A 17090-nucleotide genomic window follows, 5' to 3' on the forward strand; every position below is an offset into this window, starting at 1 on the left:
TCGCCATGTCCCTCAGATATTTGCTGTGGCGGTCTGGACTGTTGTCATCGGGAGTGTTCGAATAGGCCGGTTTGAGCGTGTTCTGCTCGGAGGAGGCGAGAGCACGAGAGCGGGGTGAGAACGATCGGCTCCGTCGCGCTCGCCGGCCCCGCGCGAGCTGTCGTCATCCCTCGGTTCACGAGTCGCTGACCGAGTTCCAGGAGCTGTAGCCAGCTTGATTGACGAGTGTTAGCGTGACCGCATGAAGATGAACCGAATGTCGCATGTTGCAGTTGCAGGCGTGCTCGGCATCGGGCTGGCTCTCACCGGCTGCTCGGGCACTTCAGGAGACGATTCCCAGGAGTCGCAGGCACCCGCCGACAGCCAGGCGGCTGATCAGACGGAGTCCAGCGGTGAAGGATCGGCAGCCGGCGATCAGGAGTCGGCAGCTGGCTCGGAGAAGTCCGGCTCCCAGCTGTCGAAGGATGCTGATCTGAGTAAGAAGTCTCCTGCCACCTCGGCGCAGGACGCCGTCAAGACGGCGCAGGACAAGGTCGAAGCTGACGACGGTGTGTTGCATGCGGTCGAACTCGACTATGACGAGGACGACGGCAAATGGGAATACGACGTCAAGATCATGGATGGCACAACCGATCATAAGGTCGTCGTCGATGCCGATACCGGCAAGGTCGTTCGAGACGAGTCGGAAGACAGTGATGACGCGGAGAAGTCCATCGATCTGAAAACGCCGATGGCGTACGACGAGGCGTATGACCTTGCCAAAGACAAAGGGGAGGGCAGGCTCTCCGGTTGGAAGCTCGAATACGACGACGGCCAGCGCGAGTATCAGTTCGACTTCGACGACAACGGGTCCGAAACCGAAGTCACCGTCGACGTCGAATCCAAGAAGGTCATGGTCGACTGACGACCGTGACCCGTCCACCATCCATTCCCCAAGAGAAAGCAGGGTTCAGATGACCACGCGAGACGAACTGCGCGCCGAGAAGGCACTTCAGGGGCTGGAATTCCCCGCTTCGAAGGCTCAGCTCATCGACTACGCAACCGAGCGCTCGGCGACTCCGAAGACGCTTGAGGCGCTGCATGCACTGCCCGATCGAGAATACGCAAACAAAGACGATGTCGTCGAGGCGGTGCCGCAGGAGCCGGAAGGTGATGCCCCCGGCGGCGTTCACCGCTGACTCGTCGGTTCGGCTGAGCCGCTGAAGAAGGGGTCTGGTTCTTCCAGCGGGCGAAGAGTATAAAGGTCGTATGGCACAGTCGATCGACGATCGCAGGCAGGTGCTTGAAGAACGCTGGGGCCCATGGGAGCCGATGTCGCTGTCCCAATGCTTCGACAGTGTCGTCGAGCAGTTCCCGTACCGACCGTTCATCATCACCGATGACGCATCACTGACATACGCAACCGTGGCGGAGACCTCCCGCCGGATCGCCTCTCAGCTCTCACGCTGTGGCGTGGAGCGAGGCGACAATGTGGCGATGATTGTGGACAACCGTGCCGAATTCGCGGCCTTGAAGATCGGCATCGCCCGCATCGGAGCGGTAGCTGTTCCATTGAACTTCCAATACCGGGCCGAGGAGCTCCGGGCAGCACTCGCGCATTCACACACGAAGTTCCTCTTCACAGTCGCCCGATCGATTGCGACGGACTTCGTCGAAGCTCTCGACGAGATCGCGCCCGGGTGGGAGACTCACGGAGGTGGGTCCGAGCTGCCCGACCTCGAACAGGTTGTCCTCATTGATGGCGGCCGAGAATCCGGCACCACTCTGGCCGAATTCGTCGGCCGCGGTGAACCGAGCTTCGACTCTGCCCCAGTGGACCCCGACTCGATCAGCGACATCGTCTTCACCTCAGGGACCAGCGGTCATCCGCTCGCGGCCACCCTCACTCACGATATGGTGCTGCGGAGTGCGTACGGGTCGGCCTTCCATCGGACCTTCGCCGACGAGTGGCGGGTGTCGTTTGCGCTGCCGATGTATCACGTCTTCGGGTATGTGGAAGGGCTGCTCGCGTCGATGTTCGCCGGCGGTGCCGCCCTGCCTCGGCAGGTCTTCAACCCTCATACTCTGCTCCAGGCCGTCGAAGATCACAGGGTCAACGAGATTCTTGCAGTACCGACGATGACCGTTGGTCTGGTCGAGGAAGCGGCGAAGGGCGACTATGACCTATCGAGCCTGCAATCGGTGTTCTCTGCGGCCGCTCCTGCTCCGGTGTGGCTGTGGGAGAGGGTGCAGGCCGAGCTCAGACCCCGGATGATCTTCACTGGCTACGGACAGACGGAAGTCTCCGCCGCCACCACGCTGACATTGCCGGGCGACTCGCTGGAGACAGTGTCTGAGACCGTCGGAACGCTCAAACTCGGGGGAGTCGCCTCGATCGACGGCACGGGCAGGCTCGCCGAATACCGCACGGTGAGTCCGATGATGGGTTCGCCGTTGTCGCCAGGAGCCGAGGGCGAACTGTCGGTGAGCGGTCCGATCGTCTCCCGAGGCTACTTCGACGATGAGGAGCGCAACGAGGCGATGTTCGACGGTGACTGGCTGCGAACCGGCGATCTCGGCACTGTCGATTCCGCAGGCTATCTGCGGCTGACCGGTCGTGCCCGCGATCTGTACAAATGCGGAGGTGAGCTCGTCTCACCCAAAGAAGTCGAAGACGTCATCAAGACCCTCCCCGGAATCGAGCAGGCCTATGTTGCGGGCGTGCCAGACGAACTCATGGGCCAGGTCGGAGCGGCCTGGGTCGTACCGGACGGCGATGCTCTCGTGGACTCGTCGGAGATCCGTGCCTACTGCCGGAACCGTCTCGCGGCCTTCAAAGTGCCGCGCTTCGTGTCCGTGGTCAGCGCCGAGGACCTGCCGATGACCACGACGGGCAAGGTGCAGAAGTTCCTGCTGGTCGAAAGGCACCACTGACCCGAGGGCCGGGGATTCGATGGAATCTGCGCTCCGCCACGCTGAAAACTATTGAAGAAGCCCCTGGCGAAAACCTGCTGAGGCTACATATATAGTTTAGGTTATGAGAAGCGCCCTCGAATCCCAGTCACTTCAACTGAACTATCCTCACAGTTTTCCCCGCCGTTTCCCTCGCAGGTTCCCCCACAAGGGTGTACTTCCTGAAGGGCATTACTACACGCTCACGTGGGGTATCTCCTACGACTTCGGAGGCATGACGACTGTTGCCCTCGAGCGCAGCTCAGTCTTTGCACGGCAAGACAACCGGCAGGTCGAGATCTTGACGCTCAGCGCCGAACTGAAGGACCAGGACCGAGAGCGAGAGCTCCGGGCTGAGGGGCGAATCGATCGCCGTGTGCACCTACGCAATATCTGGAAGGACCTCACCTCCTGGTCGGACCGGAAACTGCGCCGGATGATCGGCACCTCCGATGTGGATCCAGCCGCGGCCGATGACGTCCTGGCCCGCACCGGATCAGAATGGACCGAGATCCGCACGGATTCGGATGAGAATGATCTCCAAGTTGACCGCTATCACGACAACGGCGCACTCGTGCTCAGCGACCGCCTCGATATGAACAAGCGCGGAAAACGAGGAGGCAGAAGAATCAGCCTCTTCGATCGCAGGCAGAACATCATCGCTCAATGGCCGACTGCTCGCGCCCTCTACCAGGCATGGCTCGACGTGGTCATCGGGACTAAACCGTCGTACCTGATCTCGGACTCATCTTTCGCCGGTGGGCTCGTCTTCGACTACCGACGCGACAATGTCGTCCTCTGCCAAGTCGTGCACAACCATTTCCTGAGCAATCCCAATGGCAGCAACTTCGGCGAACTGACCACCGGGAAAATCCAGTATATGAAGCAGCTTGATTCGTTCGATATCGTCACCACTCTCACCGATCAGCAGCGCCACGACATGGACGAGGCAGCACTGTCATCCGGTCGACTGAGAACGGTGTCGAACCTGACAGAGGACCTCAAAGGCGATCCGACCACACCTCGTGTGCGTGAACACGGGGCTATGGTCGCTCGATTGGTGTCGCAGAAGCGAGTCGAACACGCGGTCGGTGCGGTGAGCAAGGTTTCCGCTCACGCACCAAACGTCACGCTGGATATCTACGGCGAAGGTGAGGATCGGCAGGAGCTGACACACCTCATCGACAGCCTCGGCGTCACAGATTCCGTCCGACTGCATGGTCACACTCCGGGGGCGAAGAGCAGCTTCCATACGAGTGCCTTCAGCCTCCTCACGAGTCGTTCCGAGGGGCAGGGACTCGTCGTTCTCGAAAGCATGTCGGCTGGATGCATTCCCATCTGCTACGCCGTGGACTATGGACCAGCCGACATTATTGAAGACGGTGTCAACGGGTTCGTCGTCCCACCCGGAGACGTTGACGCACTGGCTCAGGCAATACTGCGATTCCTCTCCATGCCCGAAGACGAGGTGCAGAACATGCGCCGCGCTGCAATTGCTCGAGCGGCGGACTTCTACGAGGCACCCATCATTCAGCGCTGGGGCGAGGTATTGGCCGAACAGTCGTTCGACCCCATTGTGCGTCTGGATCAACTGCGCGCGGAAGTCAGCGAAGTGGCATCGACCGGTGAGAGCATAGATCTCGTTGTCGATCTTAAGGATCTCGAAGGGTACGAACCGGACATTGTCTTCGTTTCCTGGAAGTCTCGCGCAGGCAATTTCTACGGAAGAATCCCTGCGATCTACGACCAGGGTGTCGTTCGTGCGACACTTCCAACGAGCCGATTCTCAAGTATTCCTGTTGGCTACATTGATTTTTCGGTGGATCTGGTGTCCGGCCGTAGCTTCAACAGAGCGCGTATCAAGAGCGAGAACTCGAATATCAGCAACACAAGCGAACTGCTGAGTCTGTATACGACAAAACATGGCAACCTCAGCGCTCGTATCCTTGCTCCTCAAGAGGCCAGTACTCAGCTCACATACACTTCTTCATTTTGAGTACGGTGTAGAGGGCCACGCCGAGTCGATCTCTGCGAGCAGTTCGGCAGTAGAGCGGGGGATGACGACCTGAGTGAACGTTTCTGCATTGGCAAGGGGACTTCGGTGCAGTCGAGTTGTTCCGAGTCTCGATGCCACGTCGGTGGGGTGGCTGAATACGCGGGCGTCTGGACATTTTGACAACGCGGTTTGTGATCTGGCGTTGGGGGCGGACTCAGACTCTTCGAATCTGTCCGTGGACAATGGAGCTATGACGAATTTGCCGGGCGAACTGCCGCAGCGAACGAAAAGGGGCGTCCGCCTCGCACGAACCGTAGCCAAACGCGGTTCTCGGACGCTTAACGGTCGGCTGCAGGAGCTTCAAGTTGGTGACGAGTTCGGACCGAAAGCTGCAGATGATTTCGTTGCCGCAGCTTACTTTGGCTCAGACATCGATTCGGTCTACCAGCTTGAACAGTGGCTATGGCCAATGGAGAAACTCGCGACCAAACTCCGCGAGCACGGATACGGCGAGCAGCCATTCGGTATTCTGACAAGAGACATCGCCGCCGCCCGCCACCTCCGTGAGGTCACGGAGATTCCAGTACGATTCTCACGACTGACGGCAGGTGTGGACGAGTTCATGAATTCGGACCGGCTCCGCCTCGTCTTCTATGTGAATCAGGCCACTGGAAACTTTCAAGGACTGCGTTACCCCGGGCCTGCGCACGTGCATCTCAGCCATGGCGAGAGCGAGAAGATCTCGATGATCTCCAACCAACTCAAGGCCTACGACTATGTATTCACAGCGGGACAAGCAGCCAGAGAGCGCATTGGCCGAACGCTTGTTGGAATGAGCACCGAGCGATTGCTGGATGTCGGTCGGCCGCAGTTGGACCGTCCGCGTGAGGTTCCACAGGTGTGGCGAGATTTCGATCGGCAGGCCCCCGCTGGGACCACAGTATTCTATGCCCCGACGTGGGAGGGCGATTCTCCCTCAATGGCCTACGGCACGCTCGCCGATAATGGGGGCGTGTTCGTCTCTGCGATGCTCGAGGCAGGCTATCGCGTGCTGTTCCGTCCGCACCCGCGAACCGGGGTGCGGGACCGTGCTTTCAAGAAGGCATTGGACGAGGTCTGCTCGATGATCGATGAACATCCGCGAGGCTTCTTGGACTCGACGATGGACGTGTCGTGGCAATTCTGCGTAGCTGACCGCGCCTTGGCCGAGATGTCATCCGTTGCCTTCGACTGGCTGTCAACTCGCAAACCACTGGTGATGATCAAGTCCTGCCACTCCGATTCCATAGTCCCGCCCGGTGGGCTGCTGGACCGCACCCCTACAGTTGGCAAAGGTTCAGAGGGCAAGCTCATTGAGTTGTTGACTGAGCGCGAAGATTCTGCTGAGACGGCTGAGCAGCTGTGTGAGTACTATCTGGGGGCCACGGCCCCGGGAGACCAGATCGGTCGATTCATTTCCGCTACCGAGCAGGTCATCACCGAGCGAAATCGGACTCTTTCGGGCAGTTTGTGAATGGACAGTTCGCGTACTGTTACTGCGAGTTTCGGATCCTTTCCAGTGGCTCGATGAATTCGGATCTGAGGTAACAAAATGATAAAGTTGCGATGAAATTCTTTAGATGCCTGTGTCCAGACGCGCTGGGCCGTGCGCCCCTGACTGCATGAAATGAGGACTGATGCGCCGAGTCATTACCTATGGCACCTTTGACCTGCTCCACTACGGTCATATCCGTCTGTTGCAGCGGTGCAAGGATCAAGGTGACTACTTGGTCGTGGCGCTCTCCAGCGACGAATTCAACGCCGGTAAGGGGAAGCAGTGCTATTTCTCATATGAGGAACGCAAGCACATGCTCGAGGCGATCCGCTATGTGGACCTCGTCATCCCGGAGGACAATTGGGAGCAGAAGGTCACTGACGTCGAGAAGTACCATATCGACACCTTCGTGATGGGTGACGACTGGGAAGGCAAGTTCGATTTCCTCAAAGATAAATGCGAAGTCGTATACCTGCCCCGCACGCCCGAGATCTCGACGACACGGATCAAGACCGAACTCGGCAAATCCTGATTCTTCAGCTGCCACCGGTGCGCGATGCATCCCCAGGCGTTCTCAGGGGCATCGAATGTGCCGAAAGTAGAATCCCTCACAACAATCAATTCTGGCCGTGAAGCAGAGAGGAGCGGGTGTGTCCACACGCGAACCGCAGAGTCACCCGACTTTGTCCGAGCTTCGGGCCAAGGCTCAGCCCATCGAAGTCCGCAGTCGGAAGAATGCAGAGCACTGGAGTGCGCAACTCTATCTCAGGCACATTTCGATCTATTTCACGATGCTCCTCGTACGGACGAGGATCAGTGCCAACGGAGTAACCGGCCTGATGATCCTCGCGGGCTGGTGCATTGCTGCCAGTCTGCTGATTCCTGGGATCTGGGGAGCAGTTCTGGCGGTGTTCTTCTCTCAGGTTCAGATGTACATCGACTGCTGCGACGGTGAAGTAGCCAGGTGGCGCGGCACCAGCGGAGCCAAGGGTGTCTTCCTCGACAAAGTGGGCCACTACACCACAGAGGGACTGGTCGCTGTAGCTTTGGGAGTGCGGGCTGTGGGCGAATGGAACAACCTCGGCGACGATCCCGCAGGGACCTACCCTTATCTTCTTGCCGGGACGGTATTGGCTGGCTTGGTTCTGCTGAACAAGGCGCTCAACGATATGGTTCATGTGTCGAGAGCATTCAACGGTCTCGACAAACTCGCCGATTCCCAAGCAGCAACCGCTCTGAACCCCGGTCTCATTGCGAAGCTCAAAAGAGCCGCTCGGTTCGTTCCATTCCACCGCATCTATCATTCTGTTGAGATGTCGCTCCTTGCATTGGCATCCAGCATCGCAACTGTCATTGCGACATCGGTCGATGGAGCTCCTCTGTTCGGGGAACGGTGGCTGGTTCTGGCTCTGGCGCCGTTGTGCCTGTTGTCGGTCATCGGACATTTCATGTCGATCATGGCGTCGAGGAGACTGTCATGAGCGACACGTCTCGTATCCTCTCTCAACGCTTCGAAGGCAGCCGAAGATACTCGTTCGGCGTGGTCGTTCTGTCCCAGGGCAAGCGTCTGGACGATCTCAATCGCGGATTCAAATCACTGCTTGCGCAGAAGGGCGTCGAACTCGACGTCGTGTGCGTCGGCAACGGGTGGGAACCCGAGGGCATTCCCCCCGAGGTCAAGACGCTTGGACTGCCAGAGAACCTGGGTATTCCCGCTGGGCGAAACGCCGGCGTTCCACACGTCAGCGGCGAGTTCTTGTTCTTCCTTGATGACGATGCCTGGCTGCCAGATGACACCACCCTGATGCGCATGGCACAGCTTATGCGCACGAAGCCGAAGATCGGGCTCATCCAACCTCGAGTCGAGGAGCCCGGCGGACCGGATGCACCGAAACGGTGGATCCCACGATTGAAGAAGGGCGAAGCGGAGCATTCCTCCAACGTCTTCTCAGTCTGGGAGGGGGCCGTCTGCATGCAGCGGAAGGCCTTCGACGAATGCGGCGGCTGGCCTGGGCCATTCTGGTATGCCCACGAAGGCATCGAACTGGCGTGGAGAGTGTGGGATGCGGGTTACATCGTCTGGTACATGGGTGACCTAGCCGTCGCGCATCCCGTGATCGATCCCAGACGACACGACGAGTACTTCTACATGAATGCAAGAAACCGCGTCTGGCTGGCCCGGCGAAACCTGCCTTGGCCATTCAGCTGGGCCTACGTCGGCTCATGGACGCTGATGCAGTGTGTGAAGTGGGCGAACAAGCCCCACCAACTCAGAGCGTGGATGGAGGGGTGGCGAGCCGGTTGGAGACTCGACCCCTGGAACGTCGACGAAGACCGACGGAAGCTCTCAGGCAAGGGTGTGCTGCGAATGTCACGGCACGGACGCCCGCCCATCGTCTGAGCCGAATAGCGTTCGGCTGACACGAGGAATGACAGGGACCGCGGTGGGCCTGATCGAACCGACCGAGAACAGCTTGGGAATTGATACATGCAGTTGACCGTAAACGGGGCAGAAGCCACATCGAAGAGCCCGGACTCCAAGCCAAACAGGCCCGGATTCCGAGCCGATATTCAGGGGCTCCGTGCCTTAGCCGTTGGCATCGTCCTGCTCTACCATCTGTGGCCGAATCGCTTCGTGGGTGGATTCATCGGCGTCGACGTCTTCTTCGTCATCTCCGGCTTCCTCATCACCAGCCACCTCATCAAATCTCCGCCGAAGAATTGGCGAGACGTGGCAGATTTCTGGGCCCGCCGAATCAGACGGTTGCTGCCGGCATCGCTGCTGGTTCTCTTCTTCGTCGGGGTGTCCACTTTTCTGGTGGCACCGCAATCGATCTGGGTCGATACGGGGCGCCAGATCTTCTCTGCTGCCCTATACGTGGTCAATTGGGACTTCGCGAACTCCAGCGTCGACTATCTCGCCGCAGACAATGCGCCGTCCCCGGTCCAGCACTTCTGGTCCCTGTCGGTCGAAGAGCAGTTCTACTTCGTCTGGCCCGTGATCATCGGGCTGGCGTTCCTGCTCGGTGCAAAGATCAAACGGGCTCGAACGGTAGTGGGATTCACTGTCGTCGGCATCTTCATCGCGTCGCTCATCTTCTCCGTGTGGTACACGGTCGTGCAGCCGGCCATGGCCTACTTCATCACTCCGACCCGCATGTGGGAACTCGCTGCTGGCGGACTCGTCGCGGTCTTCGTCATCTACGTTCGACCGAAGCGACTTCCCTTCAGCTCACTGGTCGGCTGGGCCGGCCTGGCAGGAATCGTCGCAGGTACATTCCTCATTCGTGCGGACATGCCGTTCCCTGGCTACATCGCCCTCGTTCCGGTGGTCTCAACGGCCTTGGTCATTCTGGCTGATTCTCGAGGACGTTACTCTGTTCTCCCGCTGCTGTCGTTGCGTCCTGCACAGTTCTTGGGCGATATCTCGTATTCGGTCTATCTCTGGCATTGGCCGCTCATCGTCCTAGTTCCCTACCTGTCGGAGAAGGTGGGCGCCACGGAGAACCTCGGCCGCCTGGACAAAGCCGTGATCATCCTCTTTTCGCTTGCGGTCGCATGGGCGTCGACGACGTGGGTGGAGAACCGATTCCGAAAGACGTCACTGCTGCGGAGCCCGAAGAGGACATTCGGGTTCGCGATCGTTGCCATGGCACTTGTCAGCACGCTCGGCCTGAGCCAGATGTGGGTCTCCGACCGAATCGTCGAGCAGAACGAGGACAAGCTCGAGATCGCAATGAACGACCCTGATTCCTGTTTGGGCGCAGCAGCATTGCTTCCCAGCGCAAAGGACAACCCCAAGTGCGATGATATGGATTCGCTGATGATGGAGCCAGCCGCGGCCAAGGACGACAAATCCAAGGCCTACGCCGACGGGTGCTGGGCGAGCGAGCCCTACACGGATCGGCCCGAATGCACCTATGGCGATGGCAAGAAACATGTGGCACTCGTCGGCAACTCCCACGCCGGCCACTGGCTTCCGACCTTGGAACGATTGGCCGAGAAGAATGATTGGACGATCACAACCTTCCTGGCGTCGAACTGCAGCATCTCCACTCTGCCGCAGGACTTGGGCACTCCGGAAGGTGTCAAAGGCTGTCAGGACTACTCCAAGTGGGTCGAGGACCGCACGACCTCAGGTGAATTCGACGCAGTGATCACCTCCGAACGACAGTCGACACCGCTTGATGGAAAGTCTTGGGAAGAGACCGAGAGGGAGGCGCCGGAAGGGCACAGAAAGATACTGCAGAGCTGGATCGACGCGAAGCTGGATGTCGTGGTGGTCAGAGACACTCCATATCCGGGAGGGGACGACATCCAGGTGCCCGACTGCGTAGCCAAACACGAGGACGATCTCGAAAAGTGTTCGGGAACTCCGGAATCCTGGCACTGGATGGACCCCCTCGCTGCGTCGGCGAGGACAATGGATTCGAAGAATCTGTCAATCATCTATCCGGAAGACTGGTTCTGTCCGGATGGCAGGTGCGAACCGGTGATCGGAGGAGTCATCACCTATTTCGATACCGCTCACATCACTGCCACATATGCCAAGACGCTGGCTCCCCAGTTCGATGACAGACTCCGTCGGAGTGGTTTGGACACCTTCGACTAAGACAGAACCCGCTGGATTCCTGACCGCCGAACGTCCACACTGGATATCGCGACTTTACCCAAACGTTATAATCGATTGACCTCCGACCCTTCTGCCAAAGGACTAGACGAGTGACCAAGCAGCGAAAAGCCGACAGCCGCTTCATCAGCAAAGGAAGAGAGCTGGTGAAGCCAGTCGTCCATGGCGTCGCTCGTCGGGCACTTCCGGTCGTCGAACGGGCGTCTGGCACGAAGTACGTTCGTGAGCGCAGAGCCGGTGACACGAACAAATTGCCGAAGTCGAAAGCCAACGCCAAGAAGATCGCGGCCGACACCGCGCGGTCTTATCTGAGCCTGGCTTCTATGCTGAAGGGCCGCACAGGCGACAACGTCGATGGACAGACGGTCGCGCCGAGGAAGACGGAAGTGGACGCCAAAACGCGTCAGCTGGCTCGGCTGAAGGCTGATTCCCTCCTGGCCGAAGGTCTGATCAGCGGATCATCCCTCGGAGCGTCCATGGTCGAAGCAGGAAGGGCCATGATTGACGCACAGCTGCACGGTGAGCTGGTGTCGATAGGGTTGAACTTGCGGCAACGCCCAGAGCACGAACAGATCGGTCGAATTCTCTTGGGCATGGCTTACCATCGCTCATCGGATGCGGACATTGCCTGGGCAGAATTCGAGCGGGTCAATGATCGCGAACTCATCATCTCCGCAGCTGCGGAGTACTACCCGACTGCCATCGATACGCTCGGCAATCAGGCGCTGTCGCTGATCGAAGAGTCGAATTCCTCAGGTGACACAGAGCAGTGGAGCGCTAAAGCGGTATTGCGCACTGCAGAATCCGCTTTCTGCATCGATGCCTTCGAGCATGTCCGCACCCTCATTGACGACCGTCTCCCGCACGGAGAAGACAGTCTCGACCCCAAAGTCCACTATGAACTCAGTCGCATGCGTGACTGGCTTCCCGGCGGACTTCATCGCGAGCCGCTTCCGACGACGGAGGGCAAGCGCAATTTCGGTATTCTCAGCTACGATCAGCCGGGAATCCGTTCGCGCAATATCGGCGACTACATTCAGACGATCGCCTCGATCGGGCACTTGCTGAGGTATGAGAACCTCAGCTTCACGGGAGACGGAGGCCTTACCGCCCTCTTCGCGAAGCTTCGGAAGTCAGTCAAGCCCGAGCGTCAGTATTCTGGTCCCGGTGCCGAACTCAATCTGGTCGAGGTCTACCGCGACGGCAACGTCTACCAAGATATTCCAGAAGACACGTGGTACATCGCTTTCGGATGGTACATGCACGACATCTTCGGAAAGTCGTTTAACATCCCATTCCATCCCAACCTGCGTCCAATCTTGCTCTCGGTGTTCGTGCGGTATCCCGAAATGCTCACCCCTGACGCCATCGCCTATCTGAAGAAATACGGTCCTGTCGGGTGCCGTGACTGGCAGTCGGTAGCCGTGCTTCGTGCTGTCGGAGTTCCGGCTTTCTTCTCAGGATGTCTGACCACCACGATCGATACGCTCTTCCCCAGACCCGAACCCGATCGTCGCTCCGGAACGTTGCGCATCGACTGGTTGAAGGGCGGCAAAGGGCCGAAGAAGAAGCAGACGGTTACCGCGATTCGCGACAAATCGTTCCCAGAGAATCTCGAACTGGCGCGTAGCTGGGTCGCGGATTACGCGTACAAGTACTCGCGCGTGCTGACGTCTCGTCTGCACGCCAACCTGCCAGCACGGTCAGTGGGCGCCGAAGTGGAATTCGAACCCAAGAACAAGTCCGATTCCCGTTTCGGTGGGTTGTATGGAATCAATGACGTCGAGTTCGATGCCATCCGCGACGGAATTCTCGACAAACTCTCCGTGCTGATGCCCCTCATCGCAACAGGAGCTCCGGAGGATGAGGTCTATGGGAAGTGGGCAGAGATCACTGCCGACGAAATGGCTGTCGCAGACGAATACCTCGCACAGGCTGAGTTGCCCGACGCTTCACGTTCGGACATTGATTCGGCACTCGAAGCGGTCGATCGCGTTCGTCCCGAGACAGACACGACTGATATCTATCTTTCGGTGAGCAACGGCGAAGAGCCCCAGGTCTCGGCCACTGCGAAGTCCATCGACGATTATGCTTCAGGCCGGTATCGGATATGGATGGCGCACGGAACCCTGACCGCAAAGAGCGTTGACGAGATAGGGGCCGAGCTCAATAACGGATCGCTCCACGTTCTTGACCCTGTGTCATACCCAGGTGTCAAGGATTCGGAGGGACTCGTGCAGGCGCTTCTGCCCGATCTGTTCAGCGAGCACGAGCGCCTTGTAGTTCTTCCTGCTTCCGCAGAAGTCACTGCGGACGTCGCCGATCTCGCAGCCACAGACCTGGGAGATACTCTCCTCGGCGCGAAGAGAGATGTGAGGAAGGGGCGGACCAGCGGTCTGACTCTGATGCGGCGGGTCGCCAGTGCTTTCAACGACGACCATGTCGGCGCACTCGACTTCGTGTTCGCAAGCCACAGCACCCTGAATGAGGACTTCGTCCTGTTCGATCCACAGGTCTCGGTGCTCAACCTTGCCCAATTGCGCAATGAAGGCGCGGTGGAACGAGTGGTCGGACTGTTGAAGACAGCCGGCACCAGCTATGTTGACTCGATTCTGATCGCCGTCGGCGGACGATACACCGACCTTGATGATCAGTGGAATGTTCGGGCGCAGTGGGAGACTGCCGACAGCCCAAAGATCGTGAACTGGCGTCGTCAAACTCGCCATCACGGCCATATGGCATTGCCTACTTGATACGAGTTGCAGTCAAGGATGACACAAGTGGGAACTGAGGAAGGAAACAAGCAGTGAGCCTCATTACTCGACTGTTCCATGGCGGTCCTGAAGCCACTCGGGAGAAGGTCGAACGCAAGGTTCCCATTGGGACCGACGCGGTGCATGTCTACAACGCCATCTGGGGTATTCCCGAATCCATCGGAGGGATGACGACGGCGGCACTGCGTAGGATCCGCAGTTTTCAGGAGTTCGGCCAGCCACTGTCGCAGACGCTGCTGACCTTCAGTCCTCGAATGGATGTAGACGCGACCCGTGCCCGGCTTGTCTCCGAAGGACGGATGAACGAGACCGTCGAGCTCGCCAACATCTGGCAGGACCTGAGAACGAGATCTGACTTTGAGCTCGCCTCGCTAAGTGGAAAGGCGCCGACAGACCCCGTGCCCGAAGCCGACGGCGAAGTCGAGAGCATCACCGAGTTCTACGATGTATTCCGCAAAACGAGCACCGGCAGAATCATCCGCCGCGACTATCTTCGGGCCGATAACAGCCTGTTGCTCACTGATGTGCAAGATCCGAAGATCGGGCGTCGATTCATTCTCCACTCGGCAGCGGGCGATCCGATTGTCGAATGGAATCGTCCACGTGACTTCTACAATGCCTGGATCTCAGCGACGATCACTGAGGAACCCGCTGTCCTCATTGTGGATGACAAGAAAATCAGCGAATTCGTCCATGAGCCTTCGGCTCGGGCATTCGCGCTGGTTCTCTTTATGCACGGTTCCCACCTTCGCCAGCCCTGGAACGGCCCCCACGGGGAGTTCCTGCGAAGAAGGGTCGAGACCATGCGCAACTTCGATCGTTTCGACGCAGTAGGAATTCAGACTGAACAACAAGCCGCTGCGATAACAGCGACTGGGATCTCCGGCGCCAACATCAACCTGCTCACCGGAGAGTTGCCTGCCGGTTCAGTGAAGTCCGAGGCCCGGCCCGGTCGCTCGACCAACAGCGCCGTGATGATCGCCAACCTCGTTCCGCTCAAACGTGTGGATCATGCGATCCGAGCTGTGGCGCTGCTGAAGGACAGGGGGACGGACATTACGCTTACTGTTCTGGGAGAAGGCGCTGAACGAAATACCCTCGAACAGCTCGTCGCGGACCTCAACGTGGGTGACCGCGTCGAGCTCCCGGGATATGTCAACGATGTTCCGGCACGACTGCAGTCCGCCTCCTTTTCCATGCTGACAAGCACCAGCGAAGGCTTGCCGCTGTCTATGATGGAGTCAATGGGTGCTGGATGTGTTCCCATTGTCTATGACATCACGTACGGTCCTAGGGACCTGGTGGAGCAGGGACAGAATGGCTTCATCACTCCTCGAAATGACATCGAGGCATTGGCCGAACAGATTGAGGGCTTTCTGCAGCTCGGCAGTGAGAGAATCGCCTCAATGCGTGCCGCCGCGATGGAGACCGTCGAACAGTATCTTCCCGAAGCTGGCTATCGGCGATGGCAGAAAGTGTTGGAAACGTTGGAGTTGGCTCCGCTGCCGAATATCGATGCTCGAGAAACTGGCCAAACGATCACGGCGAAAACGCTGGGCGTTATCCCAGCTGCTCACGGAACCCGGATCGACCTTGAGTTCAGTCAGATACACGAGTCGACAGCGGATTCCTTGCAGATGGTCCTCACCGCACGGAGACGGAACACGTACTTTCTATGTACCGATCCGGCTGTCGAACGGAGACCGTTCGGACGGGGGACTGTCATCACTTTCGATATCGACGACGACAAGTTCTCCGAATCCAAGGACGAGACATTCGATGTCTTCCTTCGACGCCCACGTGATCCGTGGAATGCGAAACGCAGAATTCGTCCTCCGAAGGACTACGGGCCCGAGAACGTCGGCTCACGCGAGTGGTACTCGACGAGGCTCGGCAACTTCTCCGTTCGTCCCGGCGACTGGATTGAGTCCAGGAGCTGAGCTTACTCGTCGCTGGCCTCGGCGTTGGTGCTCTCGAAATGATATGTCGTCATGTCGGAAGTTCTATTGGCGATCAGCGTGCTGATGGCCTCAGTGAAGAGAACTGTTGAGGTTCCCTTCTTTCCTTCGCCGAAATAGTGGCGGCGCAGTTCCTGGCGAGAATCGGCCGAGATGTCGTTCGTCAGCATTTCCCGCAGCAGTGCATCCGTCTGTCCCACTGTCGAGCCATCGATGATCGGCGTAGCCCGGCTGATCGGTGCCTCATCGTTGAGCTTGGCCGTGTCGTCGCGACGGTCCGTCAGAATCAGTGGCTTCTCCGGTTGCAGATAGAGGTAGTCGAGGCCGACACTGGAGATGTCGGTGACGAGCAGGTCGACAGCGTCGAACATCGCCAGAATGTCGCCTTCCATCAGAATCTGGTGCTGCAGGGATTCGTCGGTGATGGATTCGTTGGCGGTCTCGATGAGTGCGATGATCCGCGCATTCGACTCTGCCAGTGCAGCATCTTTGGATGCAGCCACACGTGGATGCGGCTTGTAGATGACACGAGTACCGTCAATGGCCAACGCGGCTTCGACGATTTTTGGGCCGAACAGATCGACCGAGGTGTAATTGTTCGCGTCGTTCTCGCCCTCCCATGTCGGTGCGTACATGATTGTATTCATCGACGAGGTTTCCAATTCTGGGGGCCTGTCGATGTCCAACTGGGGCCTTCCGATCTTCATAAGGGCGGCTTCGTCGAAATCGACGAGTGATTTACGATACCGGTTGATCGCGGCGTCACCGGCGACGAAGACTTTGTCGTACGACTTGGCTTGGTTGGAGACCATGCTGAGCTTGTCAGATTCACCATGGTTGACATGAACATGGACCATGGGCGCGAACCCGAGGGACTGGAAGTTCGACATCCCGTTGTTGACGTAGAGGGCAAGCTTGAAATCGTTGGCATGGTAGAAGGTGTGGAGCGGGTCGAATCTGCGTTTGAGCACCATTGGCAGTCGTGTCAGTCGACGGGCTTGGAGTAACGCTGATGGTTTGCGCAGCACGAGTACCACTCGGTGCGTTCTGTGAAGTTCTTCGAGAACCGGAATCCACTGGCTGAGCTGATAGAACTTCGGCTTACGATCCCCGAAGTAGACGACCACCTCAGCTTTGACGTAGCTCCCGTCGTACTCATCTTCAAGCTGTTGCCAGCGCTCTGTGCCCCTGATCCACTTGCTGGTCTTTTTCCACGCAGACGACCGCACAGCTTTCAGGGCTGCCTTACGAACCAGGTTTTTCACAG

Annotated in this window: 12 protein-coding genes; 11 read left to right on the top strand and 1 reads right to left on the bottom strand. The window is 58.5% G+C overall.

The genetic code is table 11. The features are described 5' to 3' along the window. Positions 1-241: 241 nt before the first annotated feature. The 11 genes from BKA07_RS07185 (at position 242) to BKA07_RS19770 (ending at position 15805) form a co-directional block, all read left to right on the top strand. Positions 242-904 carry a PepSY domain-containing protein gene (locus BKA07_RS07185; RefSeq protein WP_167950295.1) on the top strand — a complete coding sequence of 221 codons (663 nt, stop codon included), beginning with the start codon at positions 242-244 and terminating at the stop codon, positions 902-904. 49 nt (positions 905-953) lie between these two features. Next, positions 954-1178, top strand: a complete 225-nt coding sequence (locus BKA07_RS07190; protein WP_167950296.1) for a DUF2795 domain-containing protein — start codon at positions 954-956, stop codon at positions 1176-1178. Positions 1179-1248: 70 nt separating this feature from the next. Further along, a complete protein-coding gene (locus BKA07_RS07195) occupies positions 1249-2913 on the top strand; it encodes a class I adenylate-forming enzyme family protein (RefSeq protein WP_167950297.1) in 1665 nt (554 codons plus the stop codon). A gap of 253 nt (positions 2914-3166) precedes the next feature. Continuing rightward, positions 3167-4927, top strand: coding sequence for a glycosyltransferase (locus tag BKA07_RS07200; protein ID WP_167950298.1), 1761 nt, complete (start codon positions 3167-3169; stop codon positions 4925-4927). 250 nt (positions 4928-5177) lie between these two features. Further along, on the top strand, positions 5178-6440 hold the full coding sequence (locus tag BKA07_RS07205; protein ID WP_167950299.1) for a CDP-glycerol glycerophosphotransferase family protein: 1263 nt from the start codon (positions 5178-5180) through the stop codon (positions 6438-6440). Positions 6441-6603: 163 nt separating this feature from the next. Next, the gene (tagD, locus tag BKA07_RS07210; protein WP_167950300.1) at positions 6604-6993 is read left to right on the top strand and encodes a glycerol-3-phosphate cytidylyltransferase; all 390 of its coding nucleotides are present in this window, start codon (positions 6604-6606) and stop codon (positions 6991-6993) included. A 118-nt stretch (positions 6994-7111) separates the two neighbouring features. Continuing rightward, entirely contained in the window at positions 7112-7942 is an 831-nt protein-coding gene (locus BKA07_RS07215) for a CDP-alcohol phosphatidyltransferase family protein (protein WP_167950301.1), read from the top strand. Beyond that, a complete protein-coding gene (locus tag BKA07_RS07220; protein WP_167950302.1) occupies positions 7939-8862 on the top strand; it encodes a glycosyltransferase family 2 protein in 924 nt (307 codons plus the stop codon). The genes BKA07_RS07215 and BKA07_RS07220 overlap by 4 nt, the downstream gene beginning before the upstream one ends. 87 nt (positions 8863-8949) lie before the next feature. Beyond that, complete coding sequence (locus tag BKA07_RS07225; protein WP_167950303.1) at positions 8950-11073, top strand: acyltransferase family protein; 2124 nt, start codon at positions 8950-8952, stop codon at positions 11071-11073. Positions 11074-11183: 110 nt separating this feature from the next. After that, positions 11184-13844 (top strand): glycosyltransferase family protein, encoded by a 2661-nt coding sequence (locus BKA07_RS07230; protein WP_167950304.1) that lies wholly within the window; start codon positions 11184-11186, stop codon positions 13842-13844. Between the two features lie 53 nt (positions 13845-13897). Continuing rightward, complete coding sequence (locus BKA07_RS19770; protein ID WP_209043893.1) at positions 13898-15805, top strand: glycosyltransferase; 1908 nt, start codon at positions 13898-13900, stop codon at positions 15803-15805. A gap of 2 nt (positions 15806-15807) precedes the next feature. Here BKA07_RS19770 and BKA07_RS07240 read toward each other — a convergent pair whose 3' ends face one another. Next, entirely contained in the window at positions 15808-17088 is a 1281-nt protein-coding gene (locus BKA07_RS07240) for a CDP-glycerol glycerophosphotransferase family protein (RefSeq protein ID WP_342449009.1), read from the bottom strand. Positions 17089-17090 lie beyond the last annotated feature (2 nt).

This window comes from Brevibacterium marinum, from assembly GCF_011927955.1.
Taxonomy (GTDB): domain Bacteria; phylum Actinomycetota; class Actinomycetes; order Actinomycetales; family Brevibacteriaceae; genus Brevibacterium; species Brevibacterium marinum.

Bases quoted from the DNA above. Each gene is read 5' to 3' on its own strand.
- BKA07_RS07185 (WP_167950295.1), top strand. From the start codon at position 242: ATGAAGATGAACCGAATGTCGCATGTTGCAGTTGCAGGCGTGCTCGGC.
- BKA07_RS07190 (WP_167950296.1), top strand. From the start codon at position 954: ATGACCACGCGAGACGAACTGCGCGCCGAGAAGGCACTTCAGGGGCTG.
- BKA07_RS07195 (WP_167950297.1), top strand. From the start codon at position 1,249: ATGGCACAGTCGATCGACGATCGCAGGCAGGTGCTTGAAGAACGCTGG.
- BKA07_RS07200 (WP_167950298.1), top strand. From the start codon at position 3,167: ATGACGACTGTTGCCCTCGAGCGCAGCTCAGTCTTTGCACGGCAAGAC.
- BKA07_RS07205 (WP_167950299.1), top strand. From the start codon at position 5,178: ATGACGAATTTGCCGGGCGAACTGCCGCAGCGAACGAAAAGGGGCGTC.
- tagD (WP_167950300.1), top strand. From the start codon at position 6,604: ATGCGCCGAGTCATTACCTATGGCACCTTTGACCTGCTCCACTACGGT.
- BKA07_RS07220 (WP_167950302.1), top strand. From the start codon at position 7,939: ATGAGCGACACGTCTCGTATCCTCTCTCAACGCTTCGAAGGCAGCCGA.
- BKA07_RS07225 (WP_167950303.1), top strand. From the start codon at position 8,950: ATGCAGTTGACCGTAAACGGGGCAGAAGCCACATCGAAGAGCCCGGAC.